Source organism: Pseudomonas sp. NPDC089547 (assembly GCF_050280665.1).
Classification (GTDB): Bacteria; Pseudomonadota; Gammaproteobacteria; order Pseudomonadales; family Pseudomonadaceae; genus Aquipseudomonas.
This window is the reverse complement of sequence record NZ_JBNNVS010000027.1, coordinates 60,713-76,350: the sequence shown is the minus strand read 5'-3', so window position 1 is coordinate 76,350 and position 15,638 is coordinate 60,713. Positions and strand designations below refer to the sequence as shown.

Sequence of the window (15,638 nt, the reverse complement as noted above, 5' to 3'; positions counted from 1 at the left end):
CGTGGAAGTGCCGCCCGGTCAGGCGCCGGCCGATTACCTCGACACAGCCGATCTCGATGATCCTCCGGCGGCGATACAGGCGAACGGGTTGGCACCCGACGAGCCGGCCAGGCGAACGGTGGAGGTGGAGGCGTTCTGCTCGTGGTCGGCGTGGAGGATGAAGATCCGGTCCATTGCCTTGGCCAGCACCGGGCTGATCGGTTTGATCTCGCACGGGGTGTTGAACATCATGTGCAGGAAGTTTTCCGCGTACGACAGGTCGTTGCGCGGGTACATCATCGGCTGGCCCATGGAGTACTTGTAAACCATCGCGGCCAGGGTCGGCATCTTGGCGACCAAGCGCACCGCGGAAATTTCACGGTGTTGCGGGTTATTGATGTCCAGGGAGTCGTGATAGAACGCCGACAGTGCACCGACCACGCCGCACATCACCGCCATCGGGTGAGCGTCGCGACGGAAACCGTTGAAGAACGACTTCAGCTGCTCGTGAACCATGGTGTGGTTTTTCACGGTGCTGACGAACTGGGCCTTCTGCTCGGCATTCGGCAGTTCGCCGTTCAGCAGCAGGTAGCAGGTTTCGAGGTAGTCGGACTGTTCGGCGAGTTGCTCGATCGGGTAGCCGCGGTGCAGCAGGATCCCTTTGTCGCCGTCAATGTAGGTGATCTTGGACTCGCACGAGGCGGTCGCCATGAAACCAGGGTCGAAGGTGAAGTGACCAGTGGCCCCCAACCCGCGGACGTCGATTACATCAGGACCAACGGTGCCGGTTAAAATGGGCAGCTCGACGGGGGCAGCGCCCTCGATGACCAACTGCGCTTTTTTGTCAGCCATGTGGCCTCCTATTAATGCTAGAAATCATCAGACAGACCCCCCACGCAGGGCCCGCACCACTATAGAGGGATAAATTCAGATGTCAATTTGCCTAAAGGCTTGTTGAATCAGGCATTCAAGCCTGATTTTTCCCGAAATTCTCGCCCATTTACGCCTTTTGCTCGCTAAAGGCAATGCGCTATTTGGGCTACCCCGTCACGTTGTCATAAGCAGCCTAACTGTCTATACTCGGCACCCGACCGCCAGGGGCTTGCAAGCCCGAACTGCTGGGGGTCGCCGTTCCCTGGGTGGTGGGTACCTGACCAGTACACTTACCAACAACTTTGCCCTGATTCGCTAGGGGCTCTTCAGTGTGAAAAAAGCCGTGAAAAGCCAACGACCTGTAAACCTAGACCTAAGGACCATCAAGCTTCCTGTCACTGCGTACACGTCCATCCTGCACCGTATCTCCGGCGTCATCCTGTTCCTCGGCCTTGCCATCATGCTTTATGCACTGGGCAAGTCGCTGGGTTCCGAGGAAGGCTTCGGTGAGGTGAAGGCGTGTCTGACCAGCCCGCTGGCCAAGTTCGTGACCTGGGGCCTGCTGTCCGCCCTGCTTTATCACCTCGTGGCAGGTGTTCGTCACCTGATCATGGACATGGGCATCGGTGAGACGCTGGAAGGCGGCAAGCTGGGCTCGAAAATCGTGATCGTCATCTCCGTGGTGCTGATCGTTCTGGTGGGAGTTTGGGTATGGTAACCAATGTCACGAACCTGTCGCGTTCGGGCCTCTATGACTGGATGGCGCAGCGCGTTTCTGCGGTCGTTCTCGCGGCTTACTTCCTCTTCCTGATCGGCTACGTGGTCGCCCACCCAGGCATCGACTACACCCAGTGGCATGGTCTGTTCTCCAACAACGCGATGCGAATCTTCAGCTTGCTGGCCCTCGTTGCCCTGGGCGCTCACGCCTGGGTCGGCATGTGGACCATTGCAACCGACTACCTGACGCCTATGTCGTTCGGCAAGTCGGCAACTGCGATTCGTTTCCTGTTCCAGGCGGTATGCGGCGTTGCGATGTTCGCTTACTTCGTCTGGGGTGTGCAGATTCTCTGGGGTATCTGATCCATGGCTAGCATTCCAACCATTTCCTTCGACGCCATCATCATCGGTGGTGGCGGCGCCGGCATGCGCGCTGCGCTGCAACTGGCTCAAGGCGGCCACAAGACTGCCGTAGTCACCAAGGTCTTCCCGACCCGTTCGCACACTGTATCCGCCCAGGGCGGCATCACCTGCGCCATCGCTTCGGCCGACCCGAACGACGATTGGCGCTGGCACATGTACGATACCGTCAAGGGCTCCGACTACATCGGTGACCAGGACGCTATCGAGTACATGTGTCAGGAAGGCCCGGCTGCGGTCTTCGAGCTGGACCACATGGGCCTGCCGTTCTCGCGTACCGAAACCGGCCGCATCTACCAGCGTCCGTTCGGTGGCCAGTCCAAGGACTTCGGTAAAGGTGGCCAGGCCGCCCGTACCTGTGCCGCTTCCGACCGTACCGGTCACGCGCTGCTGCACACCCTGTACCAGGGCAACCTGAAAGCCGGTACCACCTTCCTCAACGAGTACTACGCTGTTGACCTGGTGAAGAACCAGGAAGGCGCGTTCGTCGGTGTGATCGCAATCTGCATCGAAACCGGCGAAACCATGTACATCAAGTCCAAGGCCACCGTTCTGGCTACTGGCGGTGCAGGTCGTATCTACGCCTCCACCACCAACGCCCTGATCAACACTGGTGACGGTATCGGCATGGCGCTGCGTGCAGGCGTGCCGGTGCAAGATATCGAGATGTGGCAGTTCCACCCGACCGGTATCGCCGGTGCCGGTGTACTGGTTACCGAAGGTTGCCGCGGTGAAGGTGGCTATCTGATCAACGCCCACGGCGAGCGCTTCATGGAGCGTTACGCGCCGAACGCGAAAGACCTGGCTGGCCGCGACGTGGTTGCCCGTTCCATGGTCAAGGAAATCATCGCCGGCAACGGCGTGGGCCCGAACAAGGACCACGTACTGCTGAAGCTGGACCACCTGGGCGAGGAAGTGCTGCACAGCCGCCTGCCAGGTATCTGCGAACTGTCCAAGACCTTCGCCCACGTCGACCCGGTCGTTGCGCCGGTTCCGGTCGTGCCGACCTGCCACTACATGATGGGCGGCGTTGCCACCAACATTCATGGCCAGGCCATCACCATGGACGAAGAAGGCAAGGATCACATCATCCCTGGCCTGTTCGCCGTAGGTGAAGTGGCGTGCGTATCGGTTCACGGTGCCAACCGCCTGGGCGGCAACTCGCTGCTCGACCTGGTGGTATTCGGCCGTGCTGCCGGCCTGCACCTGGAGAAGGCGCTGAGCGACGGCATCGAGCACCTCGACGCCAGCGACACCGACATCGATGTTGCCCTGAGCCGCCTGAACAACCTCAACGGGCGTACCACGGGTGAAGACGTTGCCAGCCTGAAACGCGAGCTGCAGAGCTGCATGCAGAACTACTTCGGTGTATTCCGTACTGGCGAATACATGCTGAAGGGTATCGAGCAGCTGGCTGGCCTGCGCGAGCGTATCGCCAACGTCAAGATCAACGACAAGTCCCAGGCCTTCAACACCGCGCGTATCGAAGCGCTGGAGCTGCAGAACCTGCTGGAAGTCGCCGAAGCTACCGCCATCGCGGCCGAAGCCCGTAAAGAGTCCCGCGGCGCTCACGCCCGTGAAGACTTCGAAGACCGTGACGACGAAAACTGGCTGTGCCACACCCTGTACTACCCGGGTGAGAAGCGCGTTGCCAAGCGCGGCGTCAACTTTGCGCCGAAGACTGTTCCAGCCTTCGAACCAAAAGTCCGGACTTACTAAGGGTGGCTGCTATGTTGAAAGTCGAAGTTTATCGTTACAACCCGGACACCGACTCGGCGCCCAAGATGGAGTCGTTCGACGTCGATACCGGCGGCAAGGACCTGATGGTTCTCGATGTATTGGCGCTGATCAAGGAAAAGGACGAAGGTTTCTCGTACCGTCGCTCCTGCCGTGAAGGCGTTTGCGGTTCCGATGGCATGAACATGAATGGCAAGAACGGCCTGGCCTGCATCACCCCGCTGTCGGGTGTGGTCAAAGGCAACAAGCTGGTTCTGCGCCCGCTGCCAGGCCTGCCGGTCATTCGTGACCTGGTGGTCGACATGAGCATCTTCTACAAGCAGTACGAGAAGGTGAAGCCGTTCCTGCAGAACGATACCCCGGCACCGGCCATCGAGCGCCTGCAGTCGCCGGAAGATCGCGACAAGCTGGACGGCCTGTACGAGTGCATCCTGTGCGCGTGCTGCTCCACGTCCTGCCCGTCGTTCTGGTGGAACCCGGACAAGTTCCTGGGCCCTGCCGCGCTGCTGCAAGCCTACCGCTTCCTGGCCGACAGCCGTGACACCAAGACTCAGGAGCGCCTGGCGTCCCTGGATGACCCGTTCAGCGTATTCCGCTGCCGCGGGATCATGAACTGCGTGAACGTTTGCCCGAAAGGTCTGAACCCTACCAAGGCAATTGGTCACGTACGTAACATGCTGCTGCAAAGCGGCACCTGATACAACCTGTTGTAACTGCAGTATGCCGAGGTGCGGGTGGTGAGCCCGCACTGAGGTAAAACCCGAACAAGGGCCCACAAAGCCCGCGTTCATACCTATGAAGATATGAGACCAGCAGGGGCTTTCCGGGCTGGTACCCGGAAAATCAGCAGGATCCAAGTGGCGTGGTTCAGTCGCTTTATTCGGACTTTTCCAGGTTTGCTGTGGCTCTCGCCGATCAGTCCCCTAACCGAGGGTGACCAAGCATGCAAGAAAGCGTGATGCAGCGCATGTGGGATAGCGCCCACCTTTCAGGTGGTAACGCTGCATATGTGGAAGAGCTCTACGAGCTCTACCTGCACGACCCTAACGCTGTGCCAGAAGAGTGGCGCACCTACTTCCAGAAGTTGCCCGCCGACGGCAGCACCGCTACTGATGTATCGCACTCGACAATCCGCGACCATTTCGTACTGCTGGCAAAGAACCAGCGCCGCGCTCAACCGGTATCTGCCGGGAGCGTGAGCAGTGAACACGAGAAGAAGCAGGTTGAAGTTCTGCGACTGATCCAGGCCTATCGTATGCGCGGCCATCAGGCTGCCAAGCTCGACCCGTTGGGGTTGTGGCAGCGCCCTGCGCCCGTAGACCTGTCGATCAATCACTACGGCTTGACCAATGCCGATCTTGATACGACCTTCCGTGCCGGCGACCTGTTCATCGGCAAAGAGGAGGCGAGCCTACGCGACATCTTCGATGCACTCCAGAAGACATATTGTCGCACCATTGGCGCCGAATTCACCCACATCGTCGATTCCGAGCAGCGCAGCTGGTTCCAGCAGCGCCTGGAAAGCGTGCGCGGCCGTCCGGAGTTTTCCGCTGACGTGCAGGCGCACCTGCTTGAACGCGTAACGGCCGGTGAGGGCCTGGAAAAGTACCTGGGCACCAAGTACCCGGGCACCAAGCGTTTCGGCCTGGAAGGCGGCGAGAGCCTGATCCCGATGCTGGACGAAATGATCCAGCGTTCCGGCTCTTACGGCACCAAGGAAGTTGTCATCGGCATGGCCCACCGTGGTCGCTTGAACGTGCTGGTGAATACCTTCGGCAAGAACCCGCGCGAGCTGTTCGACGAGTTCGAAGGCAAGAAGATGAACGAGCTGGGCTCCGGTGACGTGAAGTATCACCAGGGCTTCTCCTCGAACGTGATGACCACCGGTGGCGAAGTGCACCTGGCCATGGCGTTCAACCCGTCCCACCTGGAAATCGTTTCGCCAGTGGTCGAAGGTTCGGTGCGCGCCCGTCAGGACCGCCGCAACGACACCGTTGGCGACAAGGTGCTGCCGATCTCGATCCACGGCGACGCAGCATTCGCCGGCCAGGGCGTGGTCATGGAAACCTTCCAGATGTCGCAGACCCGCGGTTTCAAGACCGGCGGTACCGTGCACATCGTGATCAACAACCAGGTTGGTTTCACCATCAGCAACCCGCTGGACGCGCGCTCTACCGAGTACGCCACCGACGTTGCCAAGATGATCCAGGCGCCGATCCTGCACGTGAATGGCGATGACCCGGAAGCGGTGCTGTTCGTCACCCAGCTGGCCATCGATTACCGCATGCAGTTCAAGCGTGACGTGGTCATCGACCTGGTCTGCTACCGTCGTCGCGGCCACAACGAGGCCGACGAGCCGAACGGCACCCAGCCGCTGATGTACCAGCAGATCAGCAAGCAGCGCACTACCCGTGAACTGTATGCCGAGGCGCTGATCCAGGCCGGTCGCATCGACGCCGAGCGCGCTCAGGCCAAGATCGACGAGTACCGCAACGCGCTGGACAATGGCCTGCACGTGGTGAAAAGCCTGGTCAAGGAGCCGAACCGCGAGCTGTTCGTCGACTGGCGTCCATACCTGGGCCACGCCTGGACCGCGCGTCACGACACCCGCTTCGACCTCAAGACCCTGCAGGACCTGTCGGCCAAGCTGCTGGAACTGCCAGAAGGCTTCGTGGTTCAGCGTCAGGTTTCGAAGATCTACGAAGATCGCCAGAAGATGCAGGCCGGTGGCTTGCCGATCAACTGGGGTTATGCAGAGACCATGGCTTACGCCACCCTGCAGTTCGAAGGCCACCCGATCCGCATGACCGGCCAGGACATCGGCCGTGGCACCTTCTCGCACCGTCACGCGGTGCTGCATAACCAGAAGGACGCCAGCACCTATATTCCGCTGCAGAACCTGTTCCCGGGCCAGCCACGTTTCGACCTGTACGATTCGTTCCTGTCCGAGGAGGCGGTACTGGCCTTCGAATACGGCTATTCCACCACCACGCCAAACGCGCTGGTGATCTGGGAAGCCCAGTTCGGTGACTTCGCCAACGGTGCGCAAGTGGTGATCGACCAGTTCATCACCAGCGGTGAGCACAAGTGGGGCCGCCTGTGCGGTCTGACCATGCTGCTGCCACACGGTTATGAAGGGCAGGGCCCGGAGCACTCCTCCGCGCGTCTGGAGCGTTACCTGCAACTGTGCGCCGAGCACAACATCCAGGTTTGCGTACCGACCACGCCGGCACAGATCTACCACCTGCTGCGTCGCCAGGTCATTCGCCCGCTGCGCAAGCCGCTGGTAGTCCTGACGCCCAAGTCGCTGCTGCGCCACAAGCTGGCCATCTCGACGCTGGAAGACCTGGCAGAAGGCTCGTTCCAGACCGTGATCCCGGAAATCGATGCAATCGATCCGGCCAAGGTCGAGCGCCTGGTGCTGTGCAGTGGCAAGGTCTACTACGACCTGCTGGAAAAACGCCGTGCCGAAGGCCGCGAAGACATCGCCATCCTGCGTCTCGAGCAGCTGTACCCGTTCCCGGAAGACGACCTGGTCGAAATCCTGGCGCAATACAGCAACCTCAAGCATGCCGTCTGGTGCCAGGAAGAGCCGATGAACCAGGGCGCCTGGTACAGCAGCCAGCACCACATGCGCCGTATCCTGGGCCGCCACAACAAGGCACTGGTCCTGGAATACGCCGGCCGCGACGCTTCTGCCGCGCCAGCTTGTGGTTACGCCTCGAAGCACGCCGAACAGCAGGAAAAACTGCTGCAAGACGCCTTCACTGTCTAACGCCTTCGCGCACCTGAAACCGAATTTAAGGAAACACTGACAATGGCTATCGAGATCAAAGCCCCAACCTTCCCGGAATCGGTTGCCGATGGCACCGTTGCCACCTGGCACAAGCAGCCGGGCGAAGCCGTCAAGCGTGACGAGCTGATCGTCGACATCGAGACCGACAAGGTCGTGCTGGAAGTACTGGCCACCGCCGACGGCGTGCTGGGCGCCATCGTCAAGGGCGAGGGCGACACCGTCCTGTCCGACGAAGTACTGGGTTCGATCGTTGAAGGCGGCGCTGCCGCCGCTGCTCCCGCTGCCGCTCCGGCCGCTGCTGCCCCGGCTGCTGCCGCTGCCGACGCTGGCGAAGACGACCCGGTCGCCGCGCCAGCCGCCCGCAAGCTGGCTGAAGAGAACGGCATCGACCTGGCTACCGTTGCCGGCACTGGCAAAGGCGGTCGCATCACCAAGGAAGACGTCGTCGCTGCCGTCGCCAACAAGAAGTCGGCGCCTGCCGCTGCGCCGGCTGCCAAGCCAGCTGCCGCTGCTGCTGCCCCGGTTGTCGTCGCTGCTGGCGACCGCACCGAGAAGCGCGTGCCGATGACCCGTCTGCGTGCCAAGATCGCCGAGCGTCTGGTTGAAGCCCAGTCCAACATGGCGATGCTGACCACCTTCAACGAAGTGGACATGACCGAAGTCATGGCGCTGCGTTCGAAGTACAAGGACCTGTTCGAGAAGACCCACAATGGCGTGCGCCTGGGCTTCATGTCGTTCTTCGTCAAGGCTGCCACCGAAGCCCTGAAGCGCTTCCCGGCGGTGAACGCGTCGATCGACGGCAACGACATCGTCTACCACGGCTTTGCCGACGTCGGCGTTGCCGTGTCCAGCGACCGTGGCCTGGTGGTACCGGTACTGCGTAACGCCGAGTCGATGAGCCTGGCTGAAATCGAGAACGGCATTGCCACCTTCGGCAAGAAGGCCCGTGACGGCAAGCTGTCCATCGAAGAAATGACCGGCGGCACCTTCACCATCACCAACGGTGGTACCTTCGGTTCGATGATGTCGACCCCGATCGTCAACCCGCCGCAGGCTGCCATTCTCGGCATGCACAACATCATCCAGCGCCCGATGGCCATCAATGGCCAGGTCGTGATTCGCCCGATGATGTACCTGGCGCTGTCGTACGATCACCGCCTGATCGACGGCAAGGAAGCGGTAACCTTCCTGGTCACCATCAAGAACCTGCTGGAAGATCCGTCTCGCCTGCTGCTGGACATCTAACCCTCTGGCTGCGTACCGTGCCGGCCTTGGCTTCGCAAGAAGCCATGCCGCGCGGTTCGCGGCTTGTAGCTTGTAGCTGATAAGGAATCTTTTATGACCCAGAAATTCGACGTAGTGGTGATTGGTGCAGGTCCTGGCGGCTATGTGGCTGCCATCAAGGCTGCCCAACTCGGTCTGAAGACTGCCTGTATCGAGAAGTACACCGACGCCGAGGGCAAGCTGGCCCTGGGCGGCACCTGCCTGAACGTAGGTTGCATCCCATCCAAGGCGCTGCTGGACAGCTCCTGGAAGTACAAGGAAGCCAAAGAGAGCTTCAACGTCCACGGTATCTCCACTGGCGAAGTGAAGATGGACGTTGCCGCGATGGTTGGCCGCAAGGCTGGCATCGTCAAGAACCTGACCGGTGGCGTTGCCACCCTGTTCAAGGCCAACGGCGTTACTTCGATCCAGGGCCACGGCAAACTGCTGGCTGGCAAGAAAGTCGAAGTCACCAAGGCTGACGGCACCACCGAAGTCATCGAAGCCGAGAACGTGATCCTGGCCTCCGGCTCGCGCCCGATCGACATTCCGCCGGCTCCGGTCGACCAGAACGTCATCGTCGACTCCACCGGCGCCCTGGAATTCCAGGCCGTACCGAAGCGCCTGGGCGTTATCGGTGCCGGCGTGATCGGCCTGGAGCTGGGCTCGGTATGGGCTCGCCTGGGTGCTGAAGTCACCGTCCTGGAAGCCCTGGACACCTTCCTGATGGCTGCCGACACCGCCGTGTCGAAAGAAGCCCAGAAGACCCTGACCAAGCAAGGCCTGGACATCAAGCTGGGCGCTCGCGTCACCGGCTCGAAAGTCAACGGCAACGAAGTCGAAGTGACCTACACCAACGCCGAAGGCGAGCAGAAGATCACCTTCGACAAGCTGATCGTTGCGGTCGGCCGTCGCCCTGTCACCACCGACCTGCTGGCTGCCGACAGCGGCGTGACCATCGACGAGCGTGGCTACATCTTCGTTGACGATCACTGCGCCACCAGCGTTCCGGGCGTGTTCGCCATCGGTGACGTGGTACGCGGCATGATGCTGGCCCACAAGGCTTCGGAAGAGGGCATCATGGTTGTCGAGCGCATCAAGGGCCACAAGGCCCAGATGAACTACGACCTGATCCCGTCGGTTATCTACACCCACCCGGAAATTGCATGGGTCGGCAAGACCGAACAGTCCTTGAAGGCCGAGGGTGTTGAGGTTAACGTAGGCACCTTCCCGTTCGCGGCCAGCGGCCGTGCGATGGCGGCCAACGACACCGGTGGTTTCGTCAAGGTCATCGCCGATGCCAAGACCGACCGCGTCCTGGGTGTACACGTGATTGGCCCATCGGCTGCCGAACTGGTGCAGCAGGGTGCAATCGCAATGGAATTCGGCACCAGTGCCGAGGATCTGGGCATGATGGTCTTCAGCCATCCAACCCTGTCCGAAGCGTTGCATGAAGCAGCGCTGGCGGTGAATGGCGGCGCCATTCACGTGGCCAACCGTAAGAAGCGTTAATTATAAGAAACCACGGCGGGCAGCCCGTCGTGAGTCTTGCGTGCATGACTCACCGCGGAACGTCCGCCGGACCGGATCACACGGGAAAACCCGGGGTCAACGGTCACAGGTGGTGCGGCGCCAGTAATGGCGCAGCGCCGAAGCGCAGTACCTAACGAAGACGGTAAAAAGCATGAATCTTCACGAGTATCAGGGTAAGCAGCTGTTCGCTGAATACGGCCTGCCAGTTTCCAAGGGTTTCGCAGTCGATACCCCTGAGCAAGCTGCAGAAGCCTGCGACAAGATCGGCGGGAACGAGTGGGTTGTCAAAGCCCAGGTTCACGCAGGTGGTCGCGGCAAAGCGGGCGGCGTAAAGCTGGTTCGCAGCAAGGAAGACGCCAAGGCGTTCGCTGCACAGTGGTTGGGCAAGAATCTGGTTACCTACCAGACTGATGCCAACGGTCAGCCTGTCTCCAAGATTCTGGTCGAATCCTGCACTGACATCGCCAAAGAGCTGTACCTGGGCGCTGTAGTCGATCGTTCGAGCCGCCGTATCGTGTTCATGGCTTCCACCGAAGGTGGCGTGGACATCGAGAAAGTTGCTCACGAAACACCTGAGAAGATCCTCAAGGCCACCATCGATCCGCTGGTCGGCGCTCAGCCGTTCCAGGGTCGCGAGCTGGCATTCCAGCTGGGCCTGGAAGGCAAGCAAGTACAACAGTTCGCCAAGATCTTCGTGGGTCTGGCCAAGCTGTTCAAGGATCACGACCTGGCCCTGCTGGAAGTGAACCCGCTGGTGATCAAGGCCGATGGCGACCTGCACTGCCTCGATGCCAAGATCAACATCGACGCCAACGCCATGTACCGTCAGCCCAAGCTGAAAACCTTCCACGACCCGTCGCAGGACGACGCCCGTGAAGCCCACGCTGCCAAGTTCGAACTGAACTACGTTGCCCTGGAAGGCAACATCGGCTGCATGGTCAACGGTGCCGGCCTGGCCATGGGTACCATGGACATCGTCAACCTGCACGGCGGCAAGCCAGCCAACTTCCTCGACGTTGGCGGCGGTGCTACCAAAGAGCGCGTTACCGAAGCGTTCAAGATCATTCTGTCCGACAGCAATGTCGCGGCCGTTCTGGTCAACATCTTCGGCGGCATCGTTCGCTGCGACATGATCGCCGAAGGCATCATCGGTGCAGTGAAAGAAGTTGGCGTTAAAGTTCCGGTTGTTGTTCGCCTTGAAGGTAACAACGCTGAACTGGGCGCTAAAGTACTGGCAGAAAGCGGTTTGAACATCATTGCGGCCACCAGCCTGACCGACGCTGCTCAACAAGTTGTAAAAGCTGCGGAGGGCAAGTAATGAGCGTCCTGATCAATAAAGACACCAAAGTCATCTGCCAGGGCTTCACCGGCTCGCAGGGTACTTTCCACTCCGAACAAGCCATCGCCTACGGCACCAAGATGGTCGGCGGCGTGACCCCAGGCAAGGGTGGTACCACCCACCTGGGCCTGCCAGTGTTCAACACTGTAAAAGAAGCTGTAGAAGCTACCGGCGCTGACGCTTCGGTCATCTACGTTCCGGCTCCTTTCTGCAAAGACTCGATCCTGGAAGCAGCCTTCGGCGGCATCAAGCTGATCGTGTGCATCACCGAAGGCATTCCTACCCTGGACATGCTGGATGCCAAGGTCAAGTGCGACGAGCTGGGCGTTACCCTGATCGGCCCTAACTGCCCAGGCGTCATCACCCCGGGCGAGTGCAAGATCGGCATCATGCCAGGTCACATTCACTTGCCAGGCAAGGTCGGTATCGTTTCGCGTTCCGGCACCCTGACCTACGAAGCTGTGAAGCAGACCACCGACGCCGGCTTCGGCCAGTCGACCTGCGTCGGCATCGGCGGTGACCCGATCCCGGTCTCCAACTTCATCGACATCCTGAAGCTGTTCCAGGAAGACCCGAAGACCGAAGCGATCGTCATGATCGGTGAGATCGGCGGTTCGGCTGAAGAAGAAGCTGCTGCCTACATCAAGGCTCACGTGACCAAGCCAGTCGTTTCGTACATCGCCGGTGTTACTGCACCTGCGGGCAAGCGCATGGGCCACGCTGGCGCCATCATCTCTGGCGGCAAGGGCACTGCGGACGAGAAGTTCGCCGCCCTGCAAGACGCCGGTGTGAAAACCGTGCGTTCCCTGGCTGACATCGGCAAGGCCCTGGCCGAGCTGACTGGCTGGGAAGCCAAGAAGTAATACTGCTACACCCCCCACGCAGGCAAAGGCCACCTTCGGGTGGCCTTTGTTTTTTCAGGGGGTAGCAGCGGTGGGCGGGCTTAGCGTGAAATCCAGTGACAGTACGTCCGGCAGTGCTGGGTCTAGCTGTTTCAGCAGGCAGTAACCAATACCGGAAATCCCGGTCATCAGGCCCAATTCGGGGTAACTGTCGTCGGCGAACGCTGAGCTGCCGATAAATTCACGTATGAGGGCGCCCAGCAGAGTGTGTGTGTTCTTCAGGGCAACGCTATCGCCACGTATGCGATAGACGGTTTGCAAGCACATGATGTTGCCGAAGTCGCCGTGGCACAGGCTATATCCACTCCCCAGTCCGTGGCGGTAGATGTTGCTGAGACAACATTCGATATCGCCCTGTATTTCGCTCCGGAATGCTCGCGGGAGAAGCGCTCCCATGCTTGAGAGCACTGCCTGCCTGGCCAGCAGTATGCCCGCATCGCCATGGCACCATTTGCTCATGCTCTGTGAAGTACGGCATTCACGCAGGTCGAGCCAGCCGTCATCTTTCTTGAGGGTGTTCTCGGCGCGCACGAACTGTTCGACCAGGGAAATGAGCTGGTTATCGTGTATCGCTTCATAGGCTTTGCAAAGCGAAAGCACTGCGCCAGAAATGCCATGCGCCAGGCCGCTGAGCGCGGGTGAGCCGTCGCGATTGTGCAATGCGCCGTTTGCGGTCGGTTGCAGTGCGCAGCGGATGTGTTGCACGCGTTGCCTGATTGCCTGTTCAAGCTGTGCTTGGGGTGCATGCTTATGGAGTGCGCTGAGCAGGCTGAGAATACCGCAACTGCCGGCTATGAGGTCGCTGTCGCAGCCCTCGGCAGGTGGCGCGCAGAGGGCTTTGGTCAATGCAGCCAGCTGCGGGTCCAGGGCGTCGGTCGGCGCCAGCAACCGGCGGTGCCAGACAAGGTAGAGATAGCCACCCAGGCCTTGAAAGGCGCTGAGGTTGTCGTCGCTGTTGAAGTGGCGTTGTGTTTGCGCGATGGAGGTGATGATTCGATCGGTGGTGTCGAGGTAGGCGGGGTTGGCTGTAATGCGGTAAAGGCCGAGGTAGAACAACCCTATGCCCGCCATGCCGGAATACAAGTCGTTGTTCATCACCGTCAGGTACGGCTTGTGCGTTGTGTGGTTGGTCTTGAATGCCAGCCAGCGCAGGCCACCGTCGATGCCCTCGATTACCCGTTGTTGCAGGTGCTGCGCAATGGTCTTTGCATCGTTCAGCGCCTGCGCCGTGTGCAGTGCGCAGGCCTGCTTGCTGGTGTGAGCCATGTTCATCGGCAGATCACTGACCGCGCCAGGTGCCAGGCATCTAAGCAGTACGGCACGCTGCAGGTTTTTGCTGCCGGGGGAGAATCCAAGTATTTTGCTGCGACAGGCTTGCAAGGGGCTTTGTTCAAGTGTGAGAGGTACATCGGTATCTGCTGACAGCGTGAACGAGGCATCAGTGATTGGCAGCGTGAAGCGCGGGATGTTCAGGTGCCGGAGTTCACTGCACTCGGTCTTGAATGCTGCTTCTTTCAGTGGGTTGCTTTTGGCTTCTGGCCAGAGGGTGGCGAGCAGAAGTTCACGATCCATGCGGCTTTGCAAGAAGCGCGGGTGCAAACTCATTGCAAGAAAGTCGACGTAGCGCTGGGTGTTCTTGATCAGCATGCGAGTGCTGAGTTGTTCGGCATGCTGGTCCAGGTGTTTCACCAGCTCATGCTTATGCCGGCTGATGGCGTCATAGGCGAAATCAAAGCCTTCCAGCAATGCGGGAAGATAGTCTCTTGCACTCAGGTTGCTGCCTGCCGGGAAGGGTTGGTGAGTAATTGCCGCGGCTTGCTCGCTACTGACCTTGCGCAGGTGATAGAAACCGTTTTCCCGCACCAGGGTATTCACACGAACGCTGAAGCGACACTGAGGTGTCAGCCCGCTTACATCATTCCCGGCATGCTGGGCGAACGGCACGAAGCCGCTGGCAAATACCGAGTCGCGTACGGTTTGCAGCGCATCCCGCAAGGTTGGAGTGGCTTCGAGGGTGGTGCCCAGTGGGGCGGTAAACAGGCACTCCAGGTCGATCATCACCGGGCTGCAGCCGTGGGCGATGATATTCTCGAAGTGGAAGTCGATGCCGTTCAGGGCGTGGATGACGGCGATCTGTGCGCCGAGCCGTTGGTAGAACAGGGTGTATTGTGTTGTGTCCTGGCAGTGCAGGTGCAGGACCTTCTCCGTCCAGCAGTGGTCTGCGAGGGCCAGCGACCTGGGCACATGGGCATGGAACCAGCGGTTGTCGGTCAGCGTGTGCAGCAGTGACAGCGTAGCCTGGTAAAAAGCTGCCTCGTGGTTACCGCGGGGCTTGTAGATCAGGGTCTGCCTGCTGGTGGTGATCTCGCAGACTGTCTGGTAGTTGCCGTGAGGGTCGCCCAGGCCCAGCGTCATGTGCTCGATCTTGCCCACGCCGCCTGGAAAGGTGGCGTTCAGCTCCTCATGGTCTTCATTGAAGTGCTGGACCACGCGAATCAGGTAAGCGCTGATGTCCAGTAGCGTCTGGAACAACAGGTCAAACAGTACGGGATAGTGCGCGGCCAGGGCGGCAATATTGGCATTTTCTTTCAGCAGTGCCGAGAACTCGGCAATGTCGTTGAGTGTGCCTTGCTGGATACCCAGATTCAGTGCGTGTGTCAGCGCAGCCTCGGAAATGCGCCGGACCGTGTTCATGATGTACGGTCGGACACTGCCGAGCATGCGCCGCAAGTGCAGGTGTTCGAGGTTGGCTGGCAGGTCGGCATGGCGAATGAATGCCCGGCGCACGTACACATAGAAGCGGTATTCAAACCAGAAGAACGGTGATGCACTTTCTGGGCGGGCAGCGCGGGGTGTGAGGCTCATCAGCTTTTGCAGTTCACCTGCAAAAGCCGTCGACCTGGGCGTGGTTTCGCCTTGCGCCAACAGTTGCGAGCGGTTCTTGCCCAAGTATTTCAGCAGGCTACTGTCATCGTGGTGCAGCAGTTTGAGGTTGGCGCCGAACAGCGCCCTCAGTTCTTTGTCGGGGATAAGTACCGGCAGGGAAGGGGTATTCACGTATTGCCCTTTTACGGTGTTT

Annotated in this window: 10 protein-coding genes and 1 pseudogene; 9 read left to right on the top strand and 2 right to left on the bottom strand. The window is 60.1% G+C overall.

What is annotated here, in order from left to right; translation table 11 throughout:
• Positions 1–63 precede the first annotated feature (63 nt).
• Positions 64–831 (bottom strand): annotated as a pseudogene (locus tag ACQKPZ_RS18670) (citrate/2-methylcitrate synthase); the annotation flags it as partial.
• 352 nt (positions 832–1,183) lie between these two features.
• Between ACQKPZ_RS18670 and sdhC the strand changes: the two are divergent.
• The 9 genes from sdhC to sucD all read left to right on the top strand — a co-directional run bounded on the left by sdhC (position 1,184) and on the right by sucD (position 12,520).
• Positions 1,184–1,570: a succinate dehydrogenase, cytochrome b556 subunit gene (sdhC, locus tag ACQKPZ_RS18665; protein WP_012315350.1), complete on the top strand. Its 387-nt coding sequence runs from the start codon at positions 1,184–1,186 to the stop codon at positions 1,568–1,570.
• A complete protein-coding gene (gene sdhD / locus ACQKPZ_RS18660) occupies positions 1,564–1,932 on the top strand; it encodes a succinate dehydrogenase, hydrophobic membrane anchor protein (RefSeq protein ID WP_003254214.1) in 369 nt (122 codons plus the stop codon). Before sdhC ends, sdhD begins: the two co-directional genes overlap by 7 nt.
• Positions 1,933–1,935: 3 nt before the next feature.
• Positions 1,936–3,708, top strand: a complete 1,773-nt coding sequence (gene sdhA / locus ACQKPZ_RS18655; RefSeq protein WP_346643265.1) for a succinate dehydrogenase flavoprotein subunit — start codon at positions 1,936–1,938, stop codon at positions 3,706–3,708.
• A gap of 11 nt (positions 3,709–3,719) precedes the next feature.
• Entirely contained in the window at positions 3,720–4,424 is a 705-nt protein-coding gene (locus tag ACQKPZ_RS18650) for a succinate dehydrogenase iron-sulfur subunit (protein ID WP_012315348.1), read from the top strand.
• A gap of 245 nt (positions 4,425–4,669) precedes the next feature.
• Positions 4,670–7,501 carry a 2-oxoglutarate dehydrogenase E1 component gene (locus ACQKPZ_RS18645; RefSeq protein WP_012273353.1) on the top strand — a complete coding sequence of 944 codons (2,832 nt, stop codon included), beginning with the start codon at positions 4,670–4,672 and terminating at the stop codon, positions 7,499–7,501.
• Between the two features lie 42 nt (positions 7,502–7,543).
• Positions 7,544–8,767, top strand: a complete 1,224-nt coding sequence (odhB, locus tag ACQKPZ_RS18640; protein ID WP_391127902.1) for a 2-oxoglutarate dehydrogenase complex dihydrolipoyllysine-residue succinyltransferase — start codon at positions 7,544–7,546, stop codon at positions 8,765–8,767.
• A 93-nt stretch (positions 8,768–8,860) separates the two neighbouring features.
• The gene (gene lpdA / locus ACQKPZ_RS18635; protein ID WP_284356601.1) at positions 8,861–10,297 is read left to right on the top strand and encodes a dihydrolipoyl dehydrogenase; all 1,437 of its coding nucleotides are present in this window, start codon (positions 8,861–8,863) and stop codon (positions 10,295–10,297) included.
• Between the two features lie 172 nt (positions 10,298–10,469).
• A complete protein-coding gene (gene sucC, locus ACQKPZ_RS18630; protein WP_003254205.1) occupies positions 10,470–11,636 on the top strand; it encodes an ADP-forming succinate--CoA ligase subunit beta in 1,167 nt (388 codons plus the stop codon).
• Positions 11,636–12,520 (top strand): succinate--CoA ligase subunit alpha, encoded by an 885-nt coding sequence (gene sucD / locus ACQKPZ_RS18625; RefSeq protein WP_427540910.1) that lies wholly within the window; start codon positions 11,636–11,638, stop codon positions 12,518–12,520. Before sucC ends, sucD begins: the two co-directional genes overlap by 1 nt.
• A 54-nt stretch (positions 12,521–12,574) precedes the next feature.
• Here the strand turns inward: sucD and lanM are convergent, their stop codons facing one another.
• On the bottom strand, positions 12,575–15,616 hold the full coding sequence (gene lanM / locus ACQKPZ_RS18620; RefSeq protein ID WP_427540907.1) for a type 2 lanthipeptide synthetase LanM: 3,042 nt from the start codon (positions 15,614–15,616) through the stop codon (positions 12,575–12,577).
• Positions 15,617–15,638 lie beyond the last annotated feature (22 nt).

What these genes read in the sequence shown, in the direction of transcription:
- sucC (WP_003254205.1), top strand. Translation starts at nt 10,470, where the DNA reads ATGAATCTTCACGAGTATCAGGGTAAGCAGCTGTTCGCTGAATACGGC.
- ACQKPZ_RS18645 (WP_012273353.1), top strand. Translation starts at nt 4,670, where the DNA reads ATGCAAGAAAGCGTGATGCAGCGCATGTGGGATAGCGCCCACCTTTCA.
- lpdA (WP_284356601.1), top strand. Translation starts at nt 8,861, where the DNA reads ATGACCCAGAAATTCGACGTAGTGGTGATTGGTGCAGGTCCTGGCGGC.
- sdhA (WP_346643265.1), top strand. Translation starts at nt 1,936, where the DNA reads ATGGCTAGCATTCCAACCATTTCCTTCGACGCCATCATCATCGGTGGT.
- sucD (WP_427540910.1), top strand. Translation starts at nt 11,636, where the DNA reads ATGAGCGTCCTGATCAATAAAGACACCAAAGTCATCTGCCAGGGCTTC.
- odhB (WP_391127902.1), top strand. Translation starts at nt 7,544, where the DNA reads ATGGCTATCGAGATCAAAGCCCCAACCTTCCCGGAATCGGTTGCCGAT.
- ACQKPZ_RS18650 (WP_012315348.1), top strand. Translation starts at nt 3,720, where the DNA reads ATGTTGAAAGTCGAAGTTTATCGTTACAACCCGGACACCGACTCGGCG.
- sdhD (WP_003254214.1), top strand. Translation starts at nt 1,564, where the DNA reads ATGGTAACCAATGTCACGAACCTGTCGCGTTCGGGCCTCTATGACTGG.